This is a genomic window from Arthrobacter sp. 10T419, assembly GCF_056394105.1.
Genome location: NZ_JBFTHF010000001.1, coordinates 159,115 through 181,910, shown reverse-complemented (window position 1 = coordinate 181,910; position 22,796 = coordinate 159,115). Strand labels below are relative to the sequence as shown.

Below are 22,796 nucleotides of genomic sequence, written 5' to 3'. Positions count from 1 at the left end.
GCGAGCACCCCATGGCAAACATTGTTTCCCCCCTCCCCGGAGTCTTTTACCGCAAGCCCGGCCCGGGCAAGCCGCCTTTCGCCAACGAGGGCGACACCATCGAAGTCGGCCAGACCGTGGGCATCATCGAAATCATGAAGCAGTTCACCGAAATCCAGTCCGATGTGGCCGGAACCCTCGAATCCTTTAAGGTCAACGAGGGCGAAATGGTCAATCCGGGCGACACCATTATCGTCATTCGAGAAGGCTAATGATGAAGAAACTGCTCATCGCCAACCGTGGTGAAATCGCCGTGCGAATCGCCCGGACAGCCCGTGAAATGGGCATCGAGACGCTCCTGGTGGCCAGCGAGCCCGACGCCGATTCCCTGGCCGCGCGCGCAGCCGACAACTTCGTCGTGATCGGACCGGCCCCTGCCCCCGCCAGCTACCTGAACCAGGACGCCGTGATCGCCGCAGCGGTGGATAACGGCTGCGACGCCGTTCACCCTGGCTACGGCTTCCTCTCCGAAAACGCCGCGTTTGCGCGGAAGGTCGCCGCGGCGGGGCTCACCTGGGTGGGTCCTGACGCCGATGCGATCGAGATGATGGGCAACAAGTCCCTGGCCAGGGAGTCCGCCCGCAAGGCGGGGGTCCCGATCCTCCGCGGCACCGACGGACCGCTGGACCCCGACGCCGACGCCGTGGAAGAGGCCCGCGGCATCGGTTACCCGCTGGTGGTCAAGGCCTCCGCCGGCGGCGGGGGCCGGGGCATCCGCTTTGTGCACAACGAGGGCGAACTACTGGAGACCATAGAGATGGCTCGCGGCGAAGCGGCGTCGGTCTTCGGAGACCCGACCGTCTACCTGGAGCGCTTTGTGCAGCACGCCCGCCACGTGGAGGTACAGGTTCTGGGAGACGGAACCAACTTCATTCATCTCGGAGACCGCGACTGCTCGATGCAGCGGCGCTCCCAAAAAGTTATTGAGGAAGCCCCGGCCCCTGACCTTCCCGACGCCGTCCGCCGGACTATCCGCGAATCCTCGGTGGAACTCGCCCGGGAATGCGGCTACAGCGGCGCCGGAACGGTCGAGTTCCTCTACGACCCGGCAGGCCATGAGGCCGCGTTTATCGAGATGAATACCCGGATCCAGGTGGAGCATCCCATCACCGAGGAAATCACCGGCGTCGACTTGGTCCGTGAACAGCTGCTCATCGCCTCCACGGGATCCATGTCGGTCCGGCAGGAGGACATCCAGTTCAGCGGCCACGCCATCGAGTGCCGCATCAACGCCGAGGACCCGCACAACAACTTCTTCCCCAGCCCGGGACTGATCACGGCTCTGGAATGGCCTGAAGGCGACGGGATCCGCATCGATGCCGGCGTGGAGGCAGGGTCCACGGTCAGCCCGTACTACGATTCCATGCTCGCGAAGCTCATTGTCCACAAAGACACCCGCGAAGCCGCCATCGAAGGAGCGCTGGAGGCCCTGTACGGGACCCGGATCGAAGGGGTCAAGACAACCATTCCCGTGCTCAAGAAGCTGCTGGACCGGCTCGAGTTCGCCGCCGTCAAGCACCACTCAAAGTTCATAGAAACCGTCGACAATCTGATGGAGGCACCATGAGTAGCCCCGCACCCGCCGAGCTGGAGGCCCGCTACACCTGGGGCGGAGACGAGTTCCTGTTCGTCGAGGTCTCTGAGTCCATGAGCCTGGCCGCCAATTTCAGGGTCATGTCCATCGCCGAGAAGCTTTCGGAGATGGAGCTGCCCGGCATCGTGGATATCTGCCCTGCCAACGCCTCGCTGCTGGTGAGGTTCGATCCCGACGACCTGCCGCCGTCGACCCTTGAAGAGACCGTCCGGACCATTGAAGGGGACCTGGCGCACCACCAGCAGCAAGCCCTCGAAACCCGGATCATTGAAGTGCCCGTCTGGTATGACGATCCCTTCACAGCCGAAGTGGCAGAGCGCTTCCGCGAAGGATTCCATCAGGAGCCGGGCGGCAGCGACATTGACTACGCCGCCAAGGTCAACAACCTCAAGGATGCCGCGGAATTCATTAAGCGGCATCACGAGCAGCCGTGGCTTGTGTCGATGGTCGGCTTTGTCGCCGGCCTGCCGTTCCTCTTCCAGCTGGTGGAGCGCGAGAAGCAGTTGGAGGTTCCCAAGTACCTGAGCCCCCGCACGGACACCCCCGCTTTGACCGTGGGCCACGGCGGCTGCTTCGGCTGCATCTACTCGGTGCGCGGCGCGGGCGGGTATCAGATGTTCGGCATCGCGGCCGCGCCGATCTTCGATCCGGCGCAGGGCCTGGCGGATTTCAAGGACTTCATGGTGTTCTTCCGGCCGGGCGACATTGTGAAGTTCAAGCCCGTGACCGAGGCCGAGTACAACAGCATCCAGGCCGAGATCGCCGCGGGGACGTTCCGCTACCGGCAGGCGCCCGTAACCTTTGATCTGGCCAGGGCGCTGGCGAATCCCGAAGGCTACAACCAGGAACTCATGGAGGCCCTCAGTGGCATTTGATATCAAGAGCCCCGGACTTGCGACCACGGTCCAGGACCACGGACGCACCGGCCACTACAACGTCGGCATCCCGCAGAGCGGTTCCCTGGACCAGTACTCCGCCGAACTGGGCAATGCACTGGTGGGCAACACCGCCAAGGAGGCTGTCCTCGAATGCACGTACCTGGGCCCGGCGCTGACCACCGACCAGGATGTTGTTATTGCCGTCACCGGGGCCCCGGTCGAAGTCAAGGTCAATGGCGAAGCGCGGCCCCAGTGGACCCGGCTGCAGCTGAAGGCCGGCGACGAACTCAGCTTCGGCGTCATCCAGGGCGGCACCCGGTACTACATCGCAGTCCAGGGCGGTATCGATGTGCCTGAGGTGCTCGGCAGCCGGTCCACGTACAGCCTGGGCGCTATTGGCGGATTCCACGGCCGCAAGCTGGAGGCTGGCGACCACGTTCCTGTCGGCAGCCCGCTCAACGGCGGAGCGGTTCCCGACGCCGATACTGTTCCGGAGGAATTCCGGCCCGTCTTCGCAAAGGAGCAGACCGTCAGGATCGTGCTGGGCCTTTATGACCACAGACTCACCGATGAGGGACTGGATAACCTCCTAAACGGCGAGTGGAAGGTGACCCCTGTGGCCGACAGGATGGGATTGCGGTACTCCGGTCCAGGCGTCAAGTGGAAGGAACGGGAGCAGCCTTTTGGGGCCGGTTCCGACCCGTCCAACATCGTGGATGCCGGCTACGCCGTTGGGTCCATCCAGATTCCGGGCGGCACCCAGCCGATCATCCTGCACCGCGATGCCGTGTCCGGCGGCGGCTACGCCATGGTGGGAACCGTCATCAGCGCCGACATGGATCTGGTGGCCCGGGCCGCCCCCGGCACGTCCACCAGATTCGTCGCCGTCAGCATGGATGAAGCCCTGAGGGCGCGCAAGGAACTCGCTGAACGCAAGAAGAACGCCAGGGTGTCCCTCGGCTTCAGCGGTTGAGTCACGGCTAAACGTGCAGGGAGGAGCGCACCATGAACAACGACCAAGCGGCACCGGAGACCAAAGGTGTTAAGCCGGAGTTGCTTGCCACGGTTGACCTTGGCCCGGAGATCGAGGGCATGGCAGGGCGCCAGCTTCGAATGCGGATGGTGACCATCGAGCCGGGCGGCGTCTTCGGTCCGGTTCACGACCACAAAGGCCGGCCTGGCCTCGTCTACATTCTGCAGGGAACGATCACCGACCACCGGAATGGAGTCGCTACGGACTACGGGCCGGGGGCAGGATGGCCCGAGGATAGGGAAACTCTTCACTGGCTGGAGAACAGAGGAACCGTTCCGGCGGTGGAGATCTCGGTCGACATCGTCAGCCAGGAGTAATCCCGCGTCCTTCACGCCGAGACGCCAGCCATCCGGCGGCCTAGAGGACTAGAGGGTTGCGGCTTCTTCCTGGGCCAGTCTGATCATCCGCAGCTCGTCCTCCACGGCTCGGGCGGGCCAGTAGTCCTTGGCCAACTCGTCGGCGCGGACTCGGTCTGCCGCCGGGAAGAGCTTGCCGAACAGGCCGGCCGCTTGCAGCAGGGCAATCAGCGCCGTGGTCCTAGCGTCGGGCGCGGGCGCAGCCGGCGTGCCGGCCCCGGTGGGCGTCCCGGCCACGGGCGTCCCTGCCGCGGACGTCCCGGCGTCGGGCCCCGTCGAAGGAGACGTCCCGGCGTCGGACACCGTCGAAGGAGGCGCCCCGGCGTCGGACGTTTTCGCATCAGGTGCGCCGGGGACCGGTGCGGCACCGCTGAGTGCAGCCTCGAGCTTCTTCAGAAGCGCAGCTTTCGAAGCGTGGTCCACCTCGGGGTACCGGGTGGACCGGAACACGCCGAGGTGTTTTTCGCCGACATGTTCCACGATGCCCAGTGCCGCCATCCGCTCGTAGACACGCTGCACTTCGGCGCGGCCCTCCAGCATGGCGACCCACCGTTTGGGAGTGTGAGGCCGTGATTTGCCGCGGATGAGCTCCAGCTCGTGCTGGAAATCCGTCGGCGGGGCGGCGCGGGTAGCCCGGACGTTCTTCCCCTGCAGCTCGATGGCACCGATCAGCTCCAGCTCGGCCAAGATTGCCCCCGCCAGCGTGGTTCTGAGTGCAAACACCGGCACCTCCGGTTTGCCGTCTTTGTCGTTCGTTGCCAACAGCAGGAAGGCCTGGGGAAGGTTCAGCTCCGCCGGCTTCGGCGTTTCAGCGTTCATACCAACATGGTGGCGCGGTTGGGCAGCCGCCGCATGAGGATTTCGTCCCGGGTCCCCGGAGACAAATGCCCTCGACTCCCGCCGTGCCGACCGGTAAGGTTCCCCGCATCTGTTCCGGACACTTCTGGAGGCCATGGTGCTCAAGCGAATCAGCAGGATGACAGGCGCACTGGCGGGGCTGCTGCTCACGCTCGGCATGATCGCACCATCAGTGCCGGCTGTAGCCTCGACGGGCTACGACATCGACTCCGCCTCCAGCCTGCAGGTGGTGGTCAACAAACACCGGCCGTTGAACCCCGCCACCTACGTGCCGGCCCGGCTGGTCAGGGTCCAGGGGGAACAGCTGCGGACCGAGGCCGCGGACGCCTACAAACAGTTAGCCAAAGCCGCCAAGTCGGCCGGCGTGAACATCATTCCGGTCAGCGGCTACCGTTCTTACAGCCAGCAGGCAAGCCTCTACGACAGCTACGTGCGCCAGTACGGCCAGGCAACGGCCGATACCCTCGCCGCGCGGCCCGGCTTCAGCGAACACCAGACCGGGCTGGCGATGGACATCGGCAACGCCAGTGGGGTCTGCGCCCTGCAGGCCTGCTTCGCAAACACCCCGGCCGGTAAGTGGGCGGCCGCGAATGCCGCGAGCTATGGATTCATCATCCGCTACCCCGCGGGGGCCGAGGACGTTACCGGCTACACCTACGAGCCTTGGCACCTGCGTTTCGTGGGAAAGGCCATCGCCCAGGAGATGAAGGACTTCCCCACCCTCGAGGATTACTTCGAGCTGGAACCCGCCCCTGATTACCTCTAAGCCAAAGAACGTCCGGGACCCCGCGAGGCGATAACTTGGTGGAATGACGGCTAGCTATAGGTACGACGTCGAGATCCTGCACCTGCTCGTGTCGCCGGCGCACGCCTACTTCGGCCGCGCACGGGAGGGCGCAGCCGACGTCCCCACCGCAGACGCCGAGCAGGCCACGTTCGTGGCCGGCAAGGGCATCGTCGGCGACCGGTTCTTCGGCAAGGCCGCGCACATGGATGCCGCCGTCACCGTGTTCGCCGTCGAGGCCCTCGAAGCCATCGCCGCAGAGCTGGGAACGGCAGCCCTTGACCCACTGCTCACACGTCGCAATGTGCACATCAGGGGAGCCCACCTGGCCCCGCTGCTCGGTCACGAATTCGCGTTGGAATCCGGCGGCGAGCTGGTGCGGCTCAAGGCCGGGCGGCCGGCCCATCCGTGCGCCTGGATGGATGCGATGCTCGCCCCGGGCGCCCACAAAGCTATGCGCGGGCGGGGCGGTGTGCGGTGCCAGGTGCTTTCGGACGGGGTCCTGCACCGCGGCCCGGCAGTGCTGATCAGTCCGGTCCCGCTTGACCCGGACCGCGCGGGCGAACCGACGCTGCTGCGCCCATCGCGCTTGCCCTAGTCCGACGCATGCCGTCGACTCGCCGACGAAACACAGGGGCACGAGCAGACGGTATCCGAACGCCGGGCGGTCCTGACAAAAGAGGGCAAAGTCCCCGCCCGCCGGTTCGCGACACGGGACCGGTCAGCCAGGCCGGGCTTCGCTTTCGTAGACTCTAGGGAGATCCGACGTGTCCCCTCCGGAGACATGCCCGCCACAGGAAGAGTCATCGATGAAGATTATCGTCCTAGTCAAGGAGGTCCCCGACACCTACGGGGACCGAAAACTGAACCTTGAAACAGGCCTCGCCGACCGTGAAGCCAGCGAGACAGTCATTGATGAGATCGGCGAGCGGGCCCTGGAGCTGGCCCTGACGTACGCCGACGCGAACGATGGCACCGAGGTGACCCTCCTTTCCCTCGCTCCCGAGGGCGCGACGGCCACCATCCGCAAGGGGCTGGCGATGGGTGCGGCGAGCGCCGTCCACGTCTCCGACGAGGCGCTCCGGGGCGCTGACCTGGGGCTTACCGCCGAAACCCTCGCAGCCGCGATCCGCCGCGTCGAGTTTGACCTGGTCATCACCGGCAACGTCTCCACCGATGGATCCGGCGGCATGATTCCCGCGATGCTCGCCGAGCTGCTTGACGTGCCGCTTGCTTCCGGTCTCAGCGCCGTGGAGATCAGCGACGGCGCGGTGTCCGGGACCCGGGGCGTGGAATCCGGCGTGCAGCAGGTATCGGCGAAGCTGCCTGCGGTTATTTCCATCACCGAGGCGCTTCCCGGGCCGCGCTTCCCCAACTTCAAGGGAATCATGGCCGCGAAGAAGAAGCCCCTTGAGGTGCTGACCCTTGGCGACCTCGGGATCTCGGCCGACAACCCGGACGCGGCGCGGTCGATCATGCTGGCGGTGGCCGAGAAGCCCCCGCACGCTGCCGGCGTCAAGATCGTTGACGAGGGTGATGCCGGCGAGAAGCTGGCCGACTTCCTGATCGAAAACCGACTGGCGTAGGAGTAACGACATGACTGAATTCCCTCGTGACGCAATCCTCGTCGTCGTGGAAGCCCTGGCTTCCGGTGAACTTGAGAAGGCTGCGGCCGGGCTCTTCGGCGCTGCCGCCGCGGTGGGCACGCCGGTTGCCCTGGTGCTTGCCGAGCCCGGCGCCGGAACGGCCGCCGCCGCGGAGGCCGCGGACCTGGGGGCCGCCCGCGTGCTGATCGCAGAGTCTACGGATCCGTCCGCGCTGGGCGTGCCGGGCGTCGACGCGCTTGCCGCCGCGGCGGAGCAGGTGCAGCCGGACGCCATCCTGATTTCGCATTCCCTGAACGGACGGGACCTGGCCGGCCGGTACGCCGCCCGGTCACGGGCAGCGGTGTGCGTCGATGCCGTCGGTGTGTCCCGCGATGACGAGGGCGTGGTGGCACACCACTCCGTCTACGGCGGCGCCTACAACGTGACGTCGACGGCCACGTTCGGGGCGCCGGTCATCACGGTCCGCCAAGGCTCCATCGAAGCGCGGGCTGCGGCCCAGCCGCCGGCGTCGGAAACCCTGGCGGTGACCCCCTCCGGGAAGCCGGCAGCGCGGGTCGACTCCTTCGAGGAGGCCGTCGCCGCCACCTCGCGGCCGGAGCTGCGCGGTGCCGCCAAGGTTGTCGCCGGTGGCCGCGGCCTCGGCTCGGCCGAACAGTTCGCCCTCGTTGATCAGCTCGCCGATACGCTCGGCGCTGCCGTTGGTGCTTCGCGTGCCGCGGTGGACGCAGGCTTCGTTCCGCAATCGCAGCAGGTCGGGCAGACCGGGGTTTCGGTGTCCTCCCAGTTGTATATCGCGCTTGGTATTTCCGGCGCGATCCAGCACCGGGCCGGCATGCAGACCGCCAAGACGATCATCGCCATCAACAAGGACGCGGACGCGCCGATCTTCGAGATCGCCGACTTCGGCGTGGTGGGCGACGTGTTCAAGGTTGTCCCTCAGCTGATCAGCGCCCTTGAGGCCCGGAAGAAATAGCGATGGCAACTCATTCCGGGTCCATCCGACGGGGCCTTCCGCGCGTGCCGGGCGGCGAGCCCTGGCCGCCAGCAGGCCAAGCACCCGCGCGCCTGCTTTCCTCCGCGGCTGCTGCGCAGGAAACGGCACCAGATACGACGGCGCTGTCCGCTCCGGTGCCCGCAGTCAGCGCTCCTGCCGTGGACGTCCCGGCAGCGGCTGCGGGCGGGCGGCAGCTTCGCCGGGGCTTGCCGCGGGTGCCGGGCGGCGAGCCCTGGCCGCCCGCCGGCGAGGTCGCGGCACCGGTGGCGTCCGTGTCCGAGGCTCCGGCCCCCGGCGGCGAGCCTGCTCCGACGCCGGCCGCGCCGGTCGCCCAAGCGAAGCTCGCCGCTGCCACCCCCCAAGCGGAACCAACGGCGACGTCGTCGGCGGCTGCTCCGGTCACCGCACTAGCCGCGCAGACGACGGCGGCGGGGTCCACCCAGCTGCGCCGCGGGCTCCCCCGCGTCCCCGGCGGTGAACCGTGGCCTCCGGCAGGCCCCGCTCCGGCGCGTGCCAGCCCCGCTCCTGTCGCTGCGGTGCAGGCGGCCCCGGAACCTGTTACCGCGGCTCCTGCCCCGGCTGCCGCCGTCGTCATCGCGGAGACCACTGCCCAAGCGGAGCCACCGGCGCCGCCGAACGAACCGGTCCCCGCATCCCCCGCGACCGCGGCCGCCCCGGCACCCGTGGCAACGCCCGTCGTCGCCGTCGAAAAGCCCGCAAAGCCCGGAAGGCCGAAGGCCGCAGCAAAGCTCTACGGCTCCCGCACCCCGGCCCAGTGGGTCAAGCTCGCCGTCGTCGCCGTGGCCGCCGCCGCAATCCTTGTGCTCGCCGCGCGCGGAGTGACCACGCTGCCGGGCGTGCCGCAGTTCCTCGAGAGGTACCCCGGCGAATATAGCCTTCCCGAGGCTGCCGAGTCCGGCTTCCCGTGGTGGGCGCAGTGGACGCACTTCCTGAACATTTTCCTGATGGTGCTCATCATCCGCTCCGGCTACCAGGTGCGCACGCAGCAGAAACCGCCCGCTTTCTGGACCCCAAAGCGCGGTGGCAAGAAGATCAGCATCAACCTGTGGTTGCACCAGTCGCTCGACGTCATATGGCTGGCCAACGGGCTCATCTTCGCGGTGCTGCTATTCGCCTCGGGCCGTTGGATGCGGCTCGTCCCGACCAGCTGGGAGGTGTTCCCGAATGCGCTCTCTGCACTCCTGCAGTACATGACACTGGACTGGCCGGTCGAGAACGGCTGGGTGAACTACAACAGCCTGCAGCAGCTGATGTACTTCCTCGTGGTGTTCGTCGCGGCCCCGCTCGCGGCAATCACGGGGGCTCGCATGAGCGAGTTCTGGCCCAAGAACGCGACGACGCTGAACAAGGCCTACCCGGTGGAGGTGGCGCGCGCGCTCCACTTCCCGACAATGCTGTTTTTCGTGCTGTTCATCCTGGTCCACGTGTTCCTGGTGTTCGCGACCGGTGCGCTGCGCAACCTGAACCACATGTTCGCCGGCACCGACGAGATGAACTGGGTGGGGTTCTGGCTCTTCGCGGCCGCCATCGCCATCACCACGGCCGGTTGGTACGCCGCCCGGCCTCTCGTGCTCGCACCCCTCGCGAAGCTGTTCGGGAAGGTGAGCAGCCGGTAGGCGTCAAACGACGGTATGCCTCGATCGCGAATCGCTATCGAGGCAGACCGTCGAGGCTGGAACTATCGGTCCTGTTCCCTGTTTGCGCTGGATTCCGGAGAACGGGGGCCGGCCGCCGTCCAGCCATTCTGATCATCGAATAGGGGGCGTCTGACGGCCAACAAATGTTGTGCCAGCGCCACATCCGGCTGGCCGGGATACGTTTCCACGAGTCCGCTGAGATGTTGTCTTTCGCGCTCACGCTCCGGGTCGGCGTCCGCCATCAATGCCCCAATGATGGTCATGGCCAGGCGTCGGATCTCCGGCATCCGCTTCTCGCCTGAAGCTCCGGTGGCCCTGTTGCCGTCGGGGCCGGAACACGAAATCCCGCGTCTGCCATGACTGCGTTCCGGAAGCGAAGACGGACTGGTTGGCATCTGGTGTCCCTTATTCCTGTTCCAGTAGAAGCTGGAACGGATCCACGGCCATACGCGCTCCTGGGAGCGGGTGCTCAACGCGGCGGACTCTATCATTATTGTACGCCCGTACCGCAAGGCCCCCGCTTGGGCGACCAGCCAAACCGTGCAGCAGCTCCCGCGTCTTGCCGTGACACAGCCTTCGCCGAGTTCGACGACGAATACCGGCCCATGCCCTCCATTCCGAAGGTGCCAACGTGGAAAGAGAGCCGCGCATCCTGGGTGGTGGACCGCGACATCTTTCCTCGGGTCTACTGGAACCTGATCCTGAAGGGACGCGCGTAGCCCCGCGCTCTACACTGGCTGGATGGAGGCTACGGTCCGCGGTGTTCCTGTGCATTACGTCGAGTCCGGCAGCGGTACGCCGGTTCTCGCTTTGCACGGCGTCGGCGTGGACCACCGCGAAATGGCCCATGCCCTCGAACCGGTCTTCACTGCAGCTTCTGGGTTTCGGCGCCTGTACCCTGACTTGCCGGGGATGGGCCTCACGCCGGCGCCCGCGGCCCTCGCCAGCAACGATGATGTCCTGGACCTCCTGCTCGGCTTCATCGACAACACCATCGGGGCTGGACCGCTTCTTGTCATAGGCCACTCCTATGGCGGGTATCTAGCCCGTGCCGTTGCCCAGCACAGACCGGAGCAGGTGATCGGGCTGGCGCTGGTCTGCCCGGTGGGGGCCCGCACCGGCAACGTGCCTGAACACACGGTTCTTGTGTCATCGGCCGGCCTTGGCGTCGAGCTCAGCCCGGAGCTCGAGGCTTCCTACCGCGGCTACTTCGTGGTCCAGACGGCTGAGACGCTGCGCCGGTTCCGGGAAGCCGTGGCTCCGTCAGCGCCGCTTGTTGACGAGGCCGCCCTGACGCGTATTTTTTCGCGCTGGGAACTGCGGGAGCGCCCGCAGAGTGTGAAGACCTACCCTCATCCCGTCCTGATTCTGGCCGGGCGGCAGGATTCCACCGCCGGTTGCGCGGCCCCGGCCGAACTCGCCTGGCAGTACCCGCGTTGCACCTTGGCGGTCCTCGATCACGCCGGCCATGCCCTGTTGCACGAGCAGCCCGCTCTGGCTCACACCCTCATTGTTGAATGGCTCGCGCGAGTGCGTGAGTACTCCGGCGCCTGACATGCCGGTCATCCGCGGCCATCCCGGGCATTAATCCATTCGGTATAGTATCCGGATGGACCGGCCCCTCTAGCGCTGGTTACCTGATCCCCGTACTAAGGAGCCGCCGTGGGCGTGCAAGCAACGGAACTGACGGTCTCCGACAACGCGCCGGGCCACGCCCCCGCCCGGGACGCAATGCAGGGCGGGCTGATCGGCATCCTGGCAGGGCTTCTCGGATTGGGCCCCTGGTTAATCACCGGGGCACAACTGCCCCTGCAGAACCTGTGGGCCGCCGAGGTCGCTCCGGAGCGGATGCCGGCGTCGCTTCTGCCGCTCAGCCAGTACGAGCTCACCACCATCGTCGCCCTCCTCACGGTAGGCGGCGCGGCGGCCGGACTCGCGGTGCGTCTCTGGTCCCCCGCCCGACGCCGACTGGCGACGTGGTGCGCGGCAGCCGGGGTTCTCGGTGTCCAGTTCACCGCGTCCGTCCAGTCCTTCACCGTGCTGGACGGCGGACTCGCGGGCGGAACGATGGCCCGCCTGTACTTCGCCGGCCTGCTGGCGGGCGTGGTCTTGTCCGTCGCGGCGGCCCTCGTCGCCCTCCTGCTGGTCTCGTCGACGTCGCGGGCCACGGTCGCGCTGGGCGTCGGACTCATGGCGGTCCCGTTTGCTTCGTGGATGGTGGAGTGGGTTGCCGGCGTCGTCGGGCCCTTCAACATCCCGGCAGCCGTGCCGACGGCCGCTCGCTGGATTCCCGCCATCCTGGTCGGCTGCGCCTTGGCGTGGTGCGGCCTTCGCCCTGCGCGTCGTGCCGTGGTGTGGCTGGTGGACCTGGCCCTGTTGTGGGTGGTTCCGGCCCTGTTTATCTCCGTCAATTACGTGCTCGGAACGCGCGTGGCGGCGGGCGACCTGCAGGAGATGCTGTTGATGAGCCGGCAGATCCTGGCGGCCACCCTGGGACCCGCGGGCGGGGCAGGACCCCTCGTCCTGCTGGCCTTCGTCCTCGCCCTGGCAGGGCTGAGTGCCCGGACCGTCGCAGTTCGCCGTCGGCGGGCCCTGCCCGCCGACTGACCCGGCCGTAACAGCGCAGCCTGTATCCGCCGTGCCGCCGCTGTGTTCCTAACGGCCGGTCGTCATTACACTGGGACGCATGACCGAGCACGAACCGGTCCCGCCGCACACCGCTGTGGCCCCCGACGCCGTCGACGCCCCCTTGCGAAGTTCGAAGCAGCGCTCCCGCACCTTCTACGGGATCCTGCTGAACACCGGCCTGGCCAACATCACCACCAGTTACCTGTGGTTTGCGCTGACATTCTGGGTGTATTTGGGGACGCGCAACGTGATCGCCACCGGAGTAGTCGGCGGCGCGTACATGCTGCTGATCGCCCTTTCCAGCATCAGCTTCGGCACGTACGTCGACCGCTACCGCAAGCTGGCCGTCATGCGTTTTGCCGCCGCCTTCACCCTCGCGATGTTCGTGCTTTCGGGGGTGATGTTCCTGCTGACGCCCGCCGACTCGCTGCTGGACCTGACGGAGCCGTGGTTCTGGACATTCATGCTGATCGTCCTGCTCGGCGCCGTGGTGGAGAACATGCGCAACATCGCGCTCGCGGCCACGGTGACTATCCTGATCGACCCGGACCGGCGGGCCAACGCCAACGGGCTGGTCGGGATGGTGCAGGGGCTGATGTTCATCGTCACCTCGGTGTTTTCCGGTGTGTCGGTCGGGCTACTGGGCATGGGCTGGACGATTGTCGTGGCCGTGGTGCTCACCGCGCTGGCCTTCGCCCACGTGCTCACCCTGCGCATGCCCGAGGAGGTCCGCGCTGCCGCCACGGACGCGCAGGGCGGCTTTGACCTGCGGGGCTCCCTCGGCGCCGCCGCCGCCGTTGCCGGACTGTTCGCGCTGATTCTCTTCTCCACGTTCAACAATTTCATCGGCGGCGTCTACATGGCCTTGATGGACCCCTACGGCCTGGAAATGTTCCCGGTAGAACTGTGGGGCACGTTCCTGGCACTGGGTGCCACCGGCTTCATCGTAGGAGGGGCGCTGGTCAACAAATTCGGACTGGGATCCAACCCGTTGCGCACCATGCTCCTCGCAGTGATCCTGATGGGCCTCCTCGGCGCGGTCTTCACGCTCCGGGAGTGGGCCTGGCTGTACGTCGCCGGCATCTGGCTGTACCTGGTCCTGGTGCCTGTCGTCGAGGCCGCCGAGCAGACCGTCATCCAGCGGGTGGTGCCGCTGCAGCGGCAGGGGCGCGTGTTTGGATTTGCCATGGCCTTCGAATCCGCCGCCGCGCCGATCACAGCGTTCCTGATCGCGCCGATCGCCCAGGTCTGGATCATCCCGTACGCGCGGTCCGCTGAGGGGGCCGCCCAACTGGCCCCGCTGCTGGGCGAGGGGACATCCCGCGGCATCGCCCTGGTGTTCCTGATCTCAGGAATCATCCTTATTGCGGCCGCGCTGCTGGCCTTCCTGGCCCCGGTCTACCGCCGGGTCTCGGCGTCGTACGCGGGGACGGATGCCGGTGTATCGCCGTTGGTGGACGGCCGCTAGGACGCGGGACCGGTTCCGTCAGGCAGGCTGGCATCGATTGGAAAGGTCATGAAGGCCGGGGTTTCGTACGGGTGCGCGGACAGTGCCGCGCTGACGACGGCGTTCCGCCGGGACCGCGGATAAATGGCTTCGATCCGCGTTTCCGGGACTTCCTCAGGGGAACCGAGGGCGCCGATGGCCGGGGTCGCGCCCGGCAGCGGCGTGAAGCGCCCGGTCCCTTCGAGGCTGAACGAGCAGTGTGAGTAGTTGCCCAGCCTGCCCGCCCCGGCATCGCCAATGGCCTGCCGGACGGCGTGCGCAGCGTCGGTGGGGACGTAGATGACCAGGCAATCCATAGGCTCCATGGCTGAAAGTCTCGCACGGAGCCGCCTAGGCAGCGCGGATACGGCTGGCGCCGTCAGCTGGCGGGGTCGTATTGGAAAGCGCGCACCTCCTGCGCGCAACGGCAGGAGACGGCGATCTTCGCTGCCCACTCCAGGGCCGCCTCGTACGAAGGCAACTCCAGCACCGAATAGCCCCCTTCAAGCTGCGCCGTCTGCGGGTAGGTGCCCTCGCGCACGGTCCCGTCGCCGTCGACCATGACAGGCGGGATGCTCTCATCGATGCCGCCGCCGAACACCCAGACGCCTGCATCCTTCGCCTCCTGGACCACCGCGTGCGACGCATCCGCTACGGACTGTAGCTCTTCCTCGGGGAAAACCATGGCGGCACTCGGAAACGAGATCAGGTACTTGGTCATGGCGTCGACTCCTTCTTCGCAGCACAGGGATGGCGCTTATCCTTGCCGATGCCCCAATGCCGTGCAAGATCTCCGCGGCCCCGCAGAGCGCCACAGAAATCGCCCTCAATTAGTACGCGGAAATAATCATCCCAGGGTGGGAGTATGTCAAAAGTATGGTCACCCACAAAAGGAGCATCAATGCCGCTGGAAGACCTCAAGGACAGCCCGAGCGACTTCGACTTCATCATCGGAAGCTGGACCGTGCGACACGAGCGACTCAACCAGCTCTTCGCGGCATGCACCGAGTGGACCGAGTTCTCCGGCTTATCGTCGACTTCCAAGACGCTCGGCGGTTACGGAAACCTTGAAGACAACCTCCTGAGATTCCCCGACGGCGATGCGCGGGCGATCGCCATTAGGTCGTACTCGCCAGACCTCGGGACATGGTCAATTTGGTGGTTGGACGGCCGCAACCCGGGCACCCTTGACACTCCGGTCATCGGAAAGTTCGATTCCGGCATCGGGACCTTCTTCGCGGACGACAACCTGAACGGCAGCCCTATTCGCGTGCGGTTTACTTGGTTCTCAACGACCCAGAATCCGCGGTGGGAGCAAGCGTTCTCCAACGACGGCGGAAAGTCCTGGGAGACGAATTGGCGGATGGAATTCAGTCCGGCCTAACGAAAACTTTGGCTCACGACCCCAGCCTGTCCCGGCGGCGTCTCAGGGTGGCAGCCTCGGCGGAGTTGCCGGCCAGTTCGATGGCTTTCTCGTACGCGGCCCGCGCCTCCGGGGCGCGGCCCAGCCTCCGCAACAGCTCCGCGCGGGTGGCGTAGAACGCGTGATACCCGGCCAGGTCGGATTCAAGACGGTCGACGGCGGCGAGGGCCACCTGCGGTCCGTCCAGTTCCCCCACCGCGACGGCCCGGTTAAGCGCGACTATGGGCGACGGGTCAAGAGTCACCAGCTGGTCGTAGAGCGCGACGATCTGGGACCAGTCGGTGTCGCGGAAATCCCGGGCAGAGGTATGCACGGCGTTGGTCGCCGCGAGCAGCTGGTACGGCCCCGGCGCAGCCCCGGACGCCAGGCGCTCACGCACCAGGCGGTGGCCCTCGGCGATCAGCGCCGTGTCCCAGGCTCCCCGGTTCTGCTCGTCAAGGGTCACGAGTTCGCCGCTGGCCGAGATCCGGGCAGCACTCCGGGCTTCGGTGAGAAGCATCAGGGCCAGCAGCCCCGCTACCTCACCGTCGTCCGGCAAGAGGGCGCGGAGCAGGCGGGTGAGCCGGATGGCCTCGGCGGTCAGCTCGGAGCGGACGGGGTCGGTGTCGGGTCCCGTCGCCAGATAGCCCTCGTTGAAGACCAGGTAGAGCACGGCGAGCACGCCGGAGACACGCCCCGGCAGGTCCTCGGCGGCCGGCACGCGATACGGGATCCGTGCGGCCTTGATCTTGGCCTTCGCGCGGGTGATCCGCTGCCCCATGGTGGTCTCCTGCACCAGGAAGGCCCGGGCGATCTCCGGTACAGTCAGCCCGCCCACCATCCGCAGCGTCAGCGCCACGCGGGTCTGCAGGGCGAGGGCCGGGTGGCAGCAGGTGAAGATCAGCCGGAGCCGGTCGTCGTCGACGGCGCCGAGGAGCTGAGGTGGTTCGTCGTCGAACACCAACTGGGCCTCCTGGTGTTTGCCGTCGCGTTTGTTTTCGCGGCGGAGCCTGTCGATGGCTTTGCGCTTGGCCGTGGTGGTCAGCCAGGCGCCGGGGTTGGGCGGAACGCCGTCGGACGGCCACCGCTCGACGGCGGTGGCAAACGCCTCGGCCGCCGCCTCCTCCGCGAGGTCGAGGTCGCCGAAGCGGCGGGTCAGGGCGGCGACCAGCCGGGCCCAGTACTCCCGGTAGGCCTGGCTGACGGCGCCGCCGACGTCGGGTCCGTTCACAGGAACGGCCGCACCTCGATTTTCCGGTTGCAGGCCTTCGAGCCCTCGGCGGCCAGCTTGAGGGCGACGTCGAGGTCGGGGGCGTTGATGATCCAGAACCCGGCCAGAAACTCCTTCGACTCCACGAACGGCCCATCGGTCACCACCGGGGACTCGCCACGGTTGTCGATGACGGTGGCCGTGTTGGGAAAGCCGAGGCCGCCAGCGAAGACCCAGTGGCCGTCGGCCCGGAGCTGGTCGTTGAACTCGTTAATGGTCGCCATCTCCTCCGAGGGCGCGAGCTCAAGCTTGTCGTTGATCACGGACAGCAAATACTGCATTTCGAGTCATCTCCTGCGGTTTGGGGCACCCCTTCTGGACGCCCGCTCACCCTTACTACGAACAACTCTGCCGCTATTCGACAGGAAATGGCAGCAGCTCACCGCGATTTCGCCCCGATCTAAGCGGCCCTAAACCCCACGGCCCGGATGCCGTAGCCTAGGACCCACCCACTCGAAGTGGAAGGACCGGCATTATGAGCTTTACCTCCTCCGGCCGCGCCCAAACCCCCGTCCTGGACATCGGCTACGAGTCCACCGGCGATCCGCGCGGGACGCCGGTGGTCCTGCTGCACGGATTCCCGTACGACGTCCGGGCCTACGACGACGTCGCCGCGATCCTCGCCGGTGAGGGCGCCTTTGTGCTGGCGCCGTACCTTCGCGGCTTCGGCCCGACCCGTTTCCTCGACCCCGCAACGATGCGCTCAGGACAGCAGGCGGCCCTGGCGCAGGACCTGCTCGACTTCCTGGATGCCCTCAACATCGAGAAGGCAGTCGTTGCCGGCTACGACTGGGGCGGCCGGGCGGCGTGCATCGTGGCGGCACTGGAGCCCGACCGTGTCGCCGGCCTGGTCACCGTCAACGGCTACAACATGCACAACCTTGCCCGGTCCGGTGAACCGGTGAACCCGGAGTGGGAGCGGAGCTACTGGTATCAGTACTACTTCCACTCCGAGCGCGGGCGCCGCGGGCTGGAACGGAACCGGGACGAACTGTGTGAGCTGCTGTGGCGCACCTGGTCGCCGTCCTGGGCCGGGGCACGCGGGGCGTTTCCCGCCAGCGCCCCGAGCCTGCACAACCCCGACTTCGTCGACGTCGTTATCCACTCCTACCGCCACCGTTACGGACTGGCCGATGGCGACCCTCGGTACCAGCGGTTCGAGGACCTGATTGCGCAGGAGCCGAGCATCACCGTTCCCACGGTGGTGCTTGAGAGCGGGGACGACGGCGTCGGCGGTCCGGCGGCGAGCGAGGACCGGGACCATTTCACCGGCCCCTACAGCGAAATCCTGCTGCCGCGCATTGGACACAACGTTCCGCAGGAGGACCCGGGCGCGTTCGCGCAGGCCGTGGTGAGCCTGCTCGATTAGGGCGTATTGACGGGATTCATCAACGAGACCTGCCGCTTGATCTGTTCGAGCTCATCCTCGAGCCGGTCGACGGTGGCGCGGTACTTTCCGAACTCGGCCGCCCGGCGCCTGGCCATCGCGAAACTGATGCCGGCAGCGAGAACTGCCAGCGGGAACGAGACCAGCAGGCCCCAGCCGGACACGGCAAGGAAGTCCAGGGCGATGGGAAGGGCGTGCTTGAAGGCCAGGAACTCATTCACCCCGCCCACCACGCCGTTCAGGGCGGAGTCCAGCGGGCCCAGGAACTGGCCCACCACGGGCGTCCCGGCGAACGACGGCGCGCTCAGCGGCTGCTCTCCCCCGGACCAGCGCGGATCACCGAAGTGGTTCAGGATGTAGATTCCGGCGCCTGCGTTGAAGGCCGCGAAGAGCAGGACGGAGCCTAGCGCGGTCCAATGCAGCCGGCGCGGACGCCAGAGGCCCGACGCGAGCGTAAAGACGGCAGCCGCAACCCAGGGGAAGATGCGCAGGTTGTCGAGGCTCATGCCGCCCAGTAAATCCAAGGAATTATCCGCCGCTCAAAGTTAGGTTCGCTGCTTGTTCCGATCGCAAGCGAGCTTATCCCAGTCATTGGCGGGCCTCCGACGGCGGGTGTGGCGGCAGCTGAGCTACGTCGCCCAGTCGTCGTCGCCGTAGGCCCGGCCGCGGAAGTGCGCACGGAGGTACTCCCCGACGACGGCGGCCCCCAGGTCGCCGGCGTCGGGCGCCACGACGCGGCCATCGATCCGCCGGGCCATCCGGGCGACGAAGCGTTCCAGGCCCGGGTCATTGCCGAGCCGGAAGAACGTGGCCTGCGTGCCGGCGCGGCCCAGCCGGTCCAGCTCGGCGACCGTGACCCGGATGGTCTCCGGGTCCGGCGGATACGAGAACCACGACTCGCCGTCGGCCTCCAGGTGCGCGGTGGGTTCGCCGTCGGTCACCACCAGCAGGACCGGCTGCATCGACGGGTGCTGACGGAAGAACCGGCCGGCCAGCAGCAGCCCGTGGTGCAGGTTGGTGCCCTGTTCCCGCAGGGCCGGCAGCGCGGTGAGCTCGCCGATGTCCATGGTCTGCGCGTAGCGGCCGAACGTGATGAGCTGCAGCCGGTCGCCGCGGAACTTGGTGGACACGAGGTGGTGCAGGGCGAGCGCGGTGCGTTTCATCGGCACCCAGCGCCCCTCGGCGGCCATCGAGAAGGAGACGTCCACCAGCAGGGCGACGGCGGCCTGCGTGCGTGCCTCCGTTTCGGTGACCTCGATGTCGTCCACGGCCAGGCGCAGCCCGTGCCGCGGGTCGCGGCCGTCGGCGATGGTGCGGCGGATCGCGTTGGTGATGGTGCGGGTGACGTCCCACGGTTCGGCGTCGCCGAACTCCCAGGGCCGGCTGGAGCCGGTCTGCTCCCCCGCCGCCCCGGCAACGCGGGTGTCCCGGCGGCCCTGACGGCCGGAGAGCTGCTTCGCGGTGTCCCGCAGCAGCGACCGGCCGAGCCGCCGCATGGCCTGCGGGGAGAGCTTCAGGTCGCCGTCGGCGCCGCGCTGCAGGAAGCCGCCGTCGTGCATGGCCCGCTCGATCTCCGCCAAAGTGCGGGCGGACACCGCCGCGTCCGGACCGAGCTGGCGGGCCAGGGCGTCCAGGTCCAGGTCGTCCAGGCGGGAGCCGTTGTAGGACTGCGAGAGCTGTTCGGCGAGTTCGTCCAGTTCGGCGAGGTCCTGCAGCACGCCGGTGCCGTCGCCGAGCCCCAGTCCTTCCTCGCCCTCGAAGCGTTCGGACCCGGACCAGTCCTCGCCGGGGCGCAGCGCCTGCAGGTTGGCATCGAGTTGGCCCAGCTGTGCCATAAGCTCCGGCGATCCGAATGCCTGGGCGGAAAGCCGCATTAGTTCCTCGCGCTGCTCGGCGGACATGGACTGCATGAGCCGCTGCGCGGCGGCCGCGCGCTGGGCCAATGCGTCGATCAGTTCCTCGACCGACTGCGGGTTCTCCGGGAAGTGCTGCCCATGGTTGGCCATGAACTCCTGGAAGTCCGCGTCGGTGTCTTCGCCGCGGCGGTGCTTGTCGAGAAGTTCGTTGAGGTCGGCCAGCATCTCGGCGACGGCCGCGCGGTCCTCTTCCGTGGCGCCCTCCAGCGCCTCCTTCATCCCGGCGAACCGCTGGTCCAGGATTTCGCGGCCCAGCAGGTCCTTGATCTGCTCGTAGGCGTCCCGGGCGGTGCTGGACTGCCAGTCGTAGGAGGCGAGTTCGTTGACCGCCGCCGCCGTGGATTTGGGCAGGTTCTGCAGCTGCATCTCCCGGAACGCGCGGTCCGTGTCGTCCATCCGGACGTCGCGGGCCAGCTGCTTGCGCTCCTCCAGCACCGCGGTCTCCAGCAGTTTCTGCACCTCGTTGAGGGTGCCGTCCAGCTTGTGCTGGCCCAGCAGGTCCTTGCGCCGCTGCTGGACCCGGCCGGCGAGCTCGTCGAGGCCTTCCCGGTTCCGGCCGCCGCGGCGCAGGTATTCCTGCAGGGCGTGCCGGGGCGAGTAGCCGGCCATCACGTCCTCGGCGACGGCGTCCAGCGCCTCCGCCAGGTCCACCGGCGGCGCGAGCGGATCGGGCCCGCCGGCGTAGCGGCTGTACCGGGACCGGTGGTGAGCGGTCATGGGCCCTCCTTAGCTGCCGTTACCCGTAGACGGTCGCCTCGTCGTCGGAATCCTTGGAGATCCGCCGGGCGAGGTAGAGGCCTTCCAGTGCCAGTTCGACGGCGGCCGCGCGCTGCCCGTCGTTTTCCGCGCCGAGGCGCGCACCGATGTCGTCGTAGAGGCTGGATCCGTTCAGCGGCGGGAGGTTGTCCAGGAACTCCCGCGCGGTGACCAGTTCCCCGGTGGTCACCGTGGTGTGGCCGTCCAGGGCGGCGACGAGGTCGCCCATGTCGAGGCCGTGGAAGTGCGCCCGGACGGCTTCGGCGGTGGCCATCCGCAGCAGGTGGTCCAGGATGTCCTGTTCCCGGCCTTCCTCGCCGGATTCGAACTCGATCTTCCCGGCCAGGACTTCCACGGCGGCGTCGAGGTCGATGATCCGGGCGACGGCCTGGTCCTCGCCGCGCACGCTGGCCCGGCGCAGGGCGGCCGCGGCGACGGTTTCGGCGCCGGCGATCGCGAACCGTGCGGACACGCCGGAGGTCTGGTTGATCGCCGGGGACTGCCGCAGCGCCCGGGTGTAGCGGGCCAGGATTTCGAGGATGACGGGCGGGACGCCGGCCACCAGGTGCCCCTCCTGCCGGATGACGGCCACCTCGTCGTCTAGCTCGATCGGGTAGTGGGTGCGGATCTCGGCGCCGAAGCGGTCCCGCAACGGGGTGATGATCCTGCCCCGGTTCGTGTAGTCCTCCGGGTTGGCGGACGCGACCACCAGGACGTCCAGCGGCAGCCGCAGCACGTAGCCGCGGATCTGGATGTCGCGTTCCTCCATCACGTTGAGCATGGAGACCTGGATCCGCTCGGCGAGGTCGGGGAGTTCGTTGATGGCGATGATGCCGCGGTTGGAGCGCGGGACCAGCCCGTAGTGGATGGTTTCCGGGTCGCCCAGGCGGCGGCCCTCGGCCACCCGCATCGGGTCAACGTCGCCGATCAGGTCCGCGACGGAGGTGTCCGGAGTCGCGAGCTTCTCGACGTACCGTTCGGAGCGGTGCCGCCACGCCACCCGCAGCCGGTCCCCCTCGGTGAGGGCGCGGGCGCGGGAGTGCTCGGTGAGGGGTTCGTAGGGGTGTTCGTTCAGTTCCGAGTCTTCGATCACCGGCGACCACTCGTCCAGCAGCCCGGCCAGGGTGCGCAGCAGCCGGGTCTTGCCCTGCCCGCGTTCGCCGAGCAAGACGACGTCGTGCCCGGCGAGCAAGGCGCGTTCCAACTGGGGCAGGACGGTGCGGCTGAAGCCGTACATCCCGGGCCACGGGTCGCGGCCGGCGGCGAGCGCGGCGAGCAGGTTGTCGCGGATTTCGCGGCGCAGGTCCTTGTGGACGTGGCCGGAGGCACGCAGTTCACCAACAGTGAAGATTTCGGGGCGATCACTCACTCCTCCACCGTAGACCTGTACCCGGCGGGGAATCGAGGGATTTCTTGAGATTCCTGCGCATCGGGCGCTTGTGCGGCTTACGCTGGATTCTGATGACTGCCGCAACGTCCGGACCTCCGGCGGAGCCCTCTCGGCAGGGCACGCTCCTGCTTCTGGTGCGCCACGGGGAGACCCCGACGACCGGCATGGTGCTGCCGGGCCGGGCGCCGGGACTGCACCTGTCCGACCGTGGCCGGGAGCAGGCCGAACGGGTTTCCGAACGGCTCTCCGGCCTGCCGGTGGACGCCCTCTATTCCTCGCCGCTGGAGCGGGCCTGCGAGACGGCGGAGCCGACGGCGGTGCGCACGGGTCTGGCAGTGAAGCACGACGACGGGCTGCTCGAGTGTGATTTCGGCGAGTGGACCGGCGCCGCAATCGCGGACCTGGCGGTCCTGCCGGAGTGGCAGACCGTGCAGCAAAGCCCGTCTGCCTTCCGCTTCCCGAATGGTGAGAGCTTTCCGGAGATGCAGGCGCGGATTGTCGGGGCGATGGAGGCGCTGCGGGATGCCCATGCCGGGGGCGTGGTGGTGTGCTTTTCGCACGCCGATCCGATCAAGGCCGCCGTCGCCCACGCCTTGGGCACGCCGCTGGATCTGTTCCAGCGGATTGTGATCAGCCCGGGCTCGGTCTCGGCCATCACGTTTGTGGACCGCCAGGATCCCGCGGTGCACATGGTGAACTCGACGTCGGAACCGCTCAGCGGCCTGAGGGCGTCATGAGCACCCTTCCGAGGCGGGAGGGA

At 67.5% G+C, this 22,796-nt stretch carries 24 protein-coding genes; 16 read left to right on the top strand and 8 right to left on the bottom strand.

Features of this window, described 5'->3' with window-relative positions; translation table 11 throughout:
* The first annotated feature begins 11 nt into the window (after positions 1–11).
* The 5 genes from AC1DBD_RS00865 to AC1DBD_RS00845 are packed head-to-tail and all read left to right on the top strand — an operon-like array spanning position 12 to position 3,861.
* Positions 12–251: an acetyl-CoA carboxylase gene (locus AC1DBD_RS00865; protein WP_091248151.1), complete on the top strand. Its 240-nt coding sequence runs from the start codon at positions 12–14 to the stop codon at positions 249–251.
* On the top strand, positions 251–1,606 hold the full coding sequence (locus AC1DBD_RS00860; RefSeq protein ID WP_476981222.1) for an acetyl-CoA carboxylase biotin carboxylase subunit: 1,356 nt from the start codon (positions 251–253) through the stop codon (positions 1,604–1,606). The genes AC1DBD_RS00865 and AC1DBD_RS00860 overlap by 1 nt, the downstream gene beginning before the upstream one ends.
* The gene (locus tag AC1DBD_RS00855; RefSeq protein ID WP_476981221.1) at positions 1,603–2,508 is read left to right on the top strand and encodes a 5-oxoprolinase subunit B family protein; all 906 of its coding nucleotides are present in this window, start codon (positions 1,603–1,605) and stop codon (positions 2,506–2,508) included. Before AC1DBD_RS00860 ends, AC1DBD_RS00855 begins: the two co-directional genes overlap by 4 nt.
* Complete coding sequence (locus tag AC1DBD_RS00850; RefSeq protein WP_476981220.1) at positions 2,498–3,484, top strand: 5-oxoprolinase subunit C family protein; 987 nt, start codon at positions 2,498–2,500, stop codon at positions 3,482–3,484. Before AC1DBD_RS00855 ends, AC1DBD_RS00850 begins: the two co-directional genes overlap by 11 nt.
* A gap of 32 nt (positions 3,485–3,516) precedes the next feature.
* Positions 3,517–3,861 (top strand): cupin domain-containing protein, encoded by a 345-nt coding sequence (locus tag AC1DBD_RS00845; RefSeq protein WP_476981219.1) that lies wholly within the window; start codon positions 3,517–3,519, stop codon positions 3,859–3,861.
* Positions 3,862–3,909: 48 nt separating this feature from the next.
* Here AC1DBD_RS00845 and AC1DBD_RS00840 read toward each other — a convergent pair whose 3' ends face one another.
* Entirely contained in the window at positions 3,910–4,719 is an 810-nt protein-coding gene (locus AC1DBD_RS00840) for a GOLPH3/VPS74 family protein (RefSeq protein ID WP_476981218.1), read from the bottom strand.
* 157 nt (positions 4,720–4,876) lie between these two features.
* Between AC1DBD_RS00840 and AC1DBD_RS00835 the strand changes: the two genes are divergently transcribed.
* The 8 genes from AC1DBD_RS00835 to AC1DBD_RS00800 all read left to right on the top strand — a co-directional run bounded on the left by AC1DBD_RS00835 (position 4,877) and on the right by AC1DBD_RS00800 (position 13,897).
* Positions 4,877–5,524 (top strand): M15 family metallopeptidase, encoded by a 648-nt coding sequence (locus tag AC1DBD_RS00835; protein WP_441416704.1) that lies wholly within the window; start codon positions 4,877–4,879, stop codon positions 5,522–5,524.
* A gap of 43 nt (positions 5,525–5,567) precedes the next feature.
* Complete coding sequence (locus AC1DBD_RS00830) at positions 5,568–6,140, top strand: MOSC domain-containing protein (RefSeq protein WP_441416703.1); 573 nt, start codon at positions 5,568–5,570, stop codon at positions 6,138–6,140.
* A 211-nt stretch (positions 6,141–6,351) separates the two neighbouring features.
* Positions 6,352–7,128: an electron transfer flavoprotein subunit beta/FixA family protein gene (locus tag AC1DBD_RS00825; protein ID WP_476981217.1), complete on the top strand. Its 777-nt coding sequence runs from the start codon at positions 6,352–6,354 to the stop codon at positions 7,126–7,128.
* Between the two features lie 10 nt (positions 7,129–7,138).
* A complete protein-coding gene (locus tag AC1DBD_RS00820; RefSeq protein WP_441416701.1) occupies positions 7,139–8,122 on the top strand; it encodes an electron transfer flavoprotein subunit alpha/FixB family protein in 984 nt (327 codons plus the stop codon).
* 2 nt (positions 8,123–8,124) lie between these two features.
* Complete coding sequence (locus tag AC1DBD_RS00815; protein WP_476981216.1) at positions 8,125–9,780, top strand: cytochrome b/b6 domain-containing protein; 1,656 nt, start codon at positions 8,125–8,127, stop codon at positions 9,778–9,780.
* A gap of 762 nt (positions 9,781–10,542) precedes the next feature.
* A complete protein-coding gene (locus AC1DBD_RS00810; protein WP_476981215.1) occupies positions 10,543–11,355 on the top strand; it encodes an alpha/beta fold hydrolase in 813 nt (270 codons plus the stop codon).
* A 108-nt stretch (positions 11,356–11,463) separates the two neighbouring features.
* Positions 11,464–12,408, top strand: a complete 945-nt coding sequence (locus AC1DBD_RS00805) for a hypothetical protein (protein WP_476981214.1) — start codon at positions 11,464–11,466, stop codon at positions 12,406–12,408.
* Between the two features lie 79 nt (positions 12,409–12,487).
* Complete coding sequence (locus AC1DBD_RS00800) at positions 12,488–13,897, top strand: MFS transporter (protein WP_476981213.1); 1,410 nt, start codon at positions 12,488–12,490, stop codon at positions 13,895–13,897.
* On the opposite strand, the gene AC1DBD_RS00795 is transcribed toward AC1DBD_RS00800, so the two are convergent.
* A complete protein-coding gene (locus AC1DBD_RS00795) occupies positions 13,894–14,241 on the bottom strand; it encodes a YqfO family protein (RefSeq protein WP_441416696.1) in 348 nt (115 codons plus the stop codon). The genes AC1DBD_RS00800 and AC1DBD_RS00795 overlap by 4 nt on opposite strands.
* Positions 14,242–14,294: 53 nt before the next feature.
* A complete protein-coding gene (locus AC1DBD_RS00790) occupies positions 14,295–14,636 on the bottom strand; it encodes a YciI family protein (RefSeq protein ID WP_476981212.1) in 342 nt (113 codons plus the stop codon).
* A gap of 180 nt (positions 14,637–14,816) precedes the next feature.
* Here AC1DBD_RS00790 and AC1DBD_RS00785 point away from each other — a divergent pair, with 180 nt between their 5' ends.
* On the top strand, positions 14,817–15,299 hold the full coding sequence (locus tag AC1DBD_RS00785; RefSeq protein ID WP_476916962.1) for a hypothetical protein: 483 nt from the start codon (positions 14,817–14,819) through the stop codon (positions 15,297–15,299).
* A gap of 13 nt (positions 15,300–15,312) precedes the next feature.
* On the opposite strand, the gene AC1DBD_RS00780 is transcribed toward AC1DBD_RS00785, so the two are convergent.
* Together AC1DBD_RS00780 and AC1DBD_RS00775 are read right to left on the bottom strand one after the other, a co-directional pair.
* On the bottom strand, positions 15,313–16,548 hold the full coding sequence (locus AC1DBD_RS00780; RefSeq protein WP_476981211.1) for an RNA polymerase sigma factor: 1,236 nt from the start codon (positions 16,546–16,548) through the stop codon (positions 15,313–15,315).
* Positions 16,545–16,868: a YciI family protein gene (locus tag AC1DBD_RS00775; protein WP_476981210.1), complete on the bottom strand. Its 324-nt coding sequence runs from the start codon at positions 16,866–16,868 to the stop codon at positions 16,545–16,547. Before AC1DBD_RS00775 ends, AC1DBD_RS00780 begins: the two co-directional genes overlap by 4 nt.
* A 194-nt stretch (positions 16,869–17,062) precedes the next feature.
* On the opposite strand from AC1DBD_RS00775, the gene AC1DBD_RS00770 reads away from it, so the two are divergent.
* Positions 17,063–17,956, top strand: coding sequence for an alpha/beta fold hydrolase (locus AC1DBD_RS00770; RefSeq protein WP_476981209.1), 894 nt, complete (start codon positions 17,063–17,065; stop codon positions 17,954–17,956).
* Here AC1DBD_RS00770 and AC1DBD_RS00765 read toward each other — a convergent pair.
* From AC1DBD_RS00765 to AC1DBD_RS00755, 3 genes are all read right to left on the bottom strand, one after another.
* Entirely contained in the window at positions 17,953–18,480 is a 528-nt protein-coding gene (locus AC1DBD_RS00765; protein ID WP_476981208.1) for a hypothetical protein, read from the bottom strand. The genes AC1DBD_RS00770 and AC1DBD_RS00765 overlap by 4 nt on opposite strands.
* A 123-nt stretch (positions 18,481–18,603) precedes the next feature.
* Positions 18,604–20,607, bottom strand: a complete 2,004-nt coding sequence (locus AC1DBD_RS00760; protein WP_476981207.1) for a vWA domain-containing protein — start codon at positions 20,605–20,607, stop codon at positions 18,604–18,606.
* A gap of 19 nt (positions 20,608–20,626) precedes the next feature.
* On the bottom strand, positions 20,627–22,015 hold the full coding sequence (locus AC1DBD_RS00755) for a sigma 54-interacting transcriptional regulator (RefSeq protein ID WP_476981206.1): 1,389 nt from the start codon (positions 22,013–22,015) through the stop codon (positions 20,627–20,629).
* A 92-nt stretch (positions 22,016–22,107) separates the two neighbouring features.
* Here AC1DBD_RS00755 and AC1DBD_RS00750 point away from each other — a divergent pair, with 92 nt between their 5' ends.
* Positions 22,108–22,773 (top strand): MSMEG_4193 family putative phosphomutase, encoded by a 666-nt coding sequence (locus AC1DBD_RS00750; RefSeq protein WP_476981205.1) that lies wholly within the window; start codon positions 22,108–22,110, stop codon positions 22,771–22,773.
* Positions 22,774–22,796: the final 23 nt, after the last annotated feature.

Bases quoted from the DNA above. Each gene is read 5' to 3' on its own strand.
- AC1DBD_RS00865 (WP_091248151.1), top strand. From the start codon at position 12: ATGGCAAACATTGTTTCCCCCCTCCCCGGAGTCTTTTACCGCAAGCCC.
- AC1DBD_RS00860 (WP_476981222.1), top strand. From the start codon at position 251: ATGATGAAGAAACTGCTCATCGCCAACCGTGGTGAAATCGCCGTGCGA.
- AC1DBD_RS00855 (WP_476981221.1), top strand. From the start codon at position 1,603: ATGAGTAGCCCCGCACCCGCCGAGCTGGAGGCCCGCTACACCTGGGGC.
- AC1DBD_RS00845 (WP_476981219.1), top strand. From the start codon at position 3,517: ATGAACAACGACCAAGCGGCACCGGAGACCAAAGGTGTTAAGCCGGAG.
- AC1DBD_RS00840 (WP_476981218.1), bottom strand. From the start codon at position 4,719: ATGAACGCTGAAACGCCGAAGCCGGCGGAGCTGAACCTTCCCCAGGCC.
- AC1DBD_RS00835 (WP_441416704.1), top strand. From the start codon at position 4,877: ATGACAGGCGCACTGGCGGGGCTGCTGCTCACGCTCGGCATGATCGCA.
- AC1DBD_RS00830 (WP_441416703.1), top strand. From the start codon at position 5,568: ATGACGGCTAGCTATAGGTACGACGTCGAGATCCTGCACCTGCTCGTG.
- AC1DBD_RS00825 (WP_476981217.1), top strand. From the start codon at position 6,352: ATGAAGATTATCGTCCTAGTCAAGGAGGTCCCCGACACCTACGGGGAC.
- AC1DBD_RS00820 (WP_441416701.1), top strand. From the start codon at position 7,139: ATGACTGAATTCCCTCGTGACGCAATCCTCGTCGTCGTGGAAGCCCTG.
- AC1DBD_RS00815 (WP_476981216.1), top strand. From the start codon at position 8,125: ATGGCAACTCATTCCGGGTCCATCCGACGGGGCCTTCCGCGCGTGCCG.
- AC1DBD_RS00810 (WP_476981215.1), top strand. From the start codon at position 10,543: ATGGAGGCTACGGTCCGCGGTGTTCCTGTGCATTACGTCGAGTCCGGC.
- AC1DBD_RS00800 (WP_476981213.1), top strand. From the start codon at position 12,488: ATGACCGAGCACGAACCGGTCCCGCCGCACACCGCTGTGGCCCCCGAC.
- AC1DBD_RS00795 (WP_441416696.1), bottom strand. From the start codon at position 14,241: ATGGAGCCTATGGATTGCCTGGTCATCTACGTCCCCACCGACGCTGCG.
- AC1DBD_RS00790 (WP_476981212.1), bottom strand. From the start codon at position 14,636: ATGACCAAGTACCTGATCTCGTTTCCGAGTGCCGCCATGGTTTTCCCC.
- AC1DBD_RS00785 (WP_476916962.1), top strand. From the start codon at position 14,817: ATGCCGCTGGAAGACCTCAAGGACAGCCCGAGCGACTTCGACTTCATC.
- AC1DBD_RS00775 (WP_476981210.1), bottom strand. From the start codon at position 16,868: ATGCAGTATTTGCTGTCCGTGATCAACGACAAGCTTGAGCTCGCGCCC.
- AC1DBD_RS00770 (WP_476981209.1), top strand. From the start codon at position 17,063: ATGAGCTTTACCTCCTCCGGCCGCGCCCAAACCCCCGTCCTGGACATC.
- AC1DBD_RS00765 (WP_476981208.1), bottom strand. From the start codon at position 18,480: ATGAGCCTCGACAACCTGCGCATCTTCCCCTGGGTTGCGGCTGCCGTC.
- AC1DBD_RS00760 (WP_476981207.1), bottom strand. From the start codon at position 20,607: ATGACCGCTCACCACCGGTCCCGGTACAGCCGCTACGCCGGCGGGCCC.
- AC1DBD_RS00750 (WP_476981205.1), top strand. From the start codon at position 22,108: ATGACTGCCGCAACGTCCGGACCTCCGGCGGAGCCCTCTCGGCAGGGC.